The organism is Shewanella sp. 11B5, from assembly GCF_002836795.1.
Taxonomy (GTDB): domain Bacteria; phylum Pseudomonadota; class Gammaproteobacteria; order Enterobacterales; family Shewanellaceae; genus Shewanella; species Shewanella frigidimarina.
Genome location: NZ_PJAP01000960.1, coordinates 1 through 2,929 on the forward strand (window position 1 = coordinate 1; position 2,929 = coordinate 2,929).

Consider the following 2,929-nt stretch of genomic DNA (forward strand, 5'->3'; position numbering starts at 1 on the left):
GGACGAAGAGTTTGATTTAGATTCGTTAATTGAAACTCATGGTAAAGCAGCGCAAGTTAACACTGCAAAATCAAAAGATGTATTAAATGATCCCAATATTAAAGGCATTGTTGTCGATGACGCAGATGACTTGCTTAGTGAACTTGGATTATAAGTTCGCTTTATAACACCAGGTTGGTTTATCAACTTGGTGGTTTTTTATAGTGGCGATGACAATAAAAATAAAAGGTTAACCATAAAAATGGCATCTAAAGCGACTTCTATTGATATAGCTTACCGTGCAGGCGTGTCGCAATCGACTGTGTCTCGTGCGTTAAGAAACAGTCCGTTGGTAAATTTAGAAACGCGACAGCGTATCCAAGCCATTGCAAAAGAACTCAATTATAAAGTCGATAAAAATGCCAGTAACTTGCGCATGCAAAACAGCCATACGTTAGCATTGCTAATTTGTGAAGATCCAACTAATGATGAGTCGATGATCAACCCATTTTTCCTCTCTATGTTGGGTTCGATCACTCGAGCAACCGCCCGTCAAGGTTATGATTTATTGGTGTCATTTCAGCAGCTTTCAACGGATTGGCATGCAGATTATGAAGACAGTAATAAAGCCGATGGTATTATTTTATTAGGCTATGGCGATTATATGGATTATGCCCATAAGCTTGATAAGCTTATCGAAAAAAATACTCATTTTGTTATCTGGGGAGCTGAGCATAACAATAAAGCGGTGTTGTCTATTGGTTGCGATAATCATCAAGGTGGTTTTGTTGCCACGGAACATTTGCTTGGGTTAGGGCATAAACACATTGCTTTTTTAGGTGATTCGTCAAGTCGCAGCCCTGAATTTCGCGACAGATATTTAGGTCATGTTGATGCTTTACAATCTACCGGTATCGAGGCCGACACACAGTTACAGCATGACGCTATTAATACCGAAGCCTCTGGCTATCATGCCGCCAACGTATTATTAGATAGCGGCGTGACATTTGATGCTATTTTTACTGCGAGTGATCTAATTGCGATAGGGGCCATTCGTGCATTGAAAAAGCGCGGTGTTTTAGTTCCGGAGCAAGTTGCTGTAGTGGGATACGATGATATTCCGGTGGCCAGTTTTGCCAATCCGGCGTTAACAACCATAAAGCAAGATACTCAGTTCGCAGGTGAAATACTTGTTGAAAGTGTGTTGAAGTTAATCCGTGGTCAAGAAGTTAGCCAGCGATTAATCAAGACCCATTTAGTGGTACGTAGTTCATGTGGTGCAAATGTAGAAGATAATTAACTCACAGGCATCAAGCCATGAAGTGCATCTAACATTTTATGTAGACCCTTTTTTATTTTGTTTGCAGAGTCTTGGCGAGCTAAAACACTGAGTTAATATTATTTATTTCCAGTGACCGTCCTATGCAGATACTATTAAACGCTATCATACTTGTGCGTCGATCTTGCTAGTTAAATTTTTAAAGGATAATTTTTTTATGGCAGGTGCCAGTTTATTAACTCTATTAGATGATATTGCGACTATTTTGGATGATGTAGCGGCCATGAGTAAAGTGGCTGCACGTAAAACAGCGGGCGTTCTGGGTGATGATTTAGCCTTAAATGCGCAACAAGTGTCGGGTGTTGCGTCTGAGCGTGAACTACCGGTGGTATTTGCGGTAGCGATGGGATCATTTAAAAATAAAGTGATTTTAGTGCCGATGGCCATGTTGATCAGCGCGTTTATTCCATGGGCTATAACGCCTTTATTGATGTTTGGTGGTTTGTTTTTGTGTTACGAGGGTTTTGAAAAAGTCTATCATTCACTAACACATAAACGCGCTCCTGTGATCGATGACGATGCGGTAGTCGCCAAAGCAAAAGCGGATATCGAAGACTTAGCTGCATTCGAAAAAGAAAAAATAAAAGGCGCTATTCGTACCGACTTTGTCTTATCAGCTGAAATTATCGCAATTAGTTTAGGCGTGGCAGCACACATGGATCTAATGGGGCAATTTTTAACCTTATGTGTGATTGCCATTGTGATTACGGTCGGGGTGTACGGCTTAGTGGCAGGGATTGTTAAAATCGATGATCTTGGTTTGTATCTTGCTCAGCGTAAACCGAGTGGAATAGGGCGTAAATTAGGCCTAGGATTAGTATCTGCTGCTCCTTATCTAATGAAAATCCTGACATTTGTCGGCACTATTGCCATGTTTATGGTCGGTGGCGGTATTTTAACTCATGGAATTCATGTGGTGTCTGAATGGATTTTGCATGCTGAAACGCTGGTTAGCCAAGTGAGTGTTGTTGGTGACGTTTTAGGACTATTAACCCCAAGCGTGTTGAATGCACTATTTGGTGTTGTTGCTGGTGGTTTAGCGGTATTAGTGATGAATGGTGTGACTAAGTTAGTGCCTGCAAAAAACTAGTTAATGCCTGCAAAAGATTAGTAAATCCAAGCAATTGTTGTGGTAAGCAATGATTGGTAAAAACATACAAAAAAAGCATAGTCTATGACTATGCTTTTTTCGTGGCATTGACGATAATGACGATGTTAATCAGTCTATTAGGACTAAACCGCTAAATTATCCGGACTGTCTGGATTTGGTACTGTTTTTGGATTTGGCCCATATTCGTTGTCATCTTTACTGTTAAAGCACATTACAACCAGTAAAATTAATACGCCAAGCAGTGGAATAAATATCAACAATAACCACCAACCGGAATGGTCTGTGTCGTGTAAACGACGGACACTCACTGCGATACTTGGGAGCATGATGGCGAGTGAATAAATTGAGCTTAATACCCCAGCACCGTAAACGTCGCTGTACAAACCGACACCCATGTCTAATAGCGTCAGTACGATACTGATAACGGCGCTGATTAATCCAAACATCCAGTATTCTTTGCGTCGTGCACGGCCGCTAAAATCAAAATACTGTTTCAATAC

3 protein-coding genes are annotated in these 2,929 nt (G+C 40.8%); 2 read left to right on the forward strand and 1 reads right to left on the reverse strand.

The window, feature by feature from the left end; all coding sequences use genetic code 11:
* The first annotated feature begins 241 nt into the window (after positions 1–241).
* Positions 242–1,279, forward strand: coding sequence for a LacI family DNA-binding transcriptional regulator (locus tag CXF78_RS18815; RefSeq protein WP_011637238.1), 1,038 nt, complete (start codon positions 242–244; stop codon positions 1,277–1,279).
* 196 nt (positions 1,280–1,475) lie between these two features.
* Positions 1,476–2,408 (forward strand): DUF808 domain-containing protein, encoded by a 933-nt coding sequence (locus CXF78_RS18820; protein WP_102037611.1) that lies wholly within the window; start codon positions 1,476–1,478, stop codon positions 2,406–2,408.
* A 143-nt stretch (positions 2,409–2,551) separates the two neighbouring features.
* Here the strand turns inward: CXF78_RS18820 and CXF78_RS18825 are convergent.
* A partial coding sequence (locus CXF78_RS18825) for a DUF805 domain-containing protein (protein ID WP_257984950.1) occupies positions 2,552–2,929 on the reverse strand: 378 nt, incomplete at its 5' end.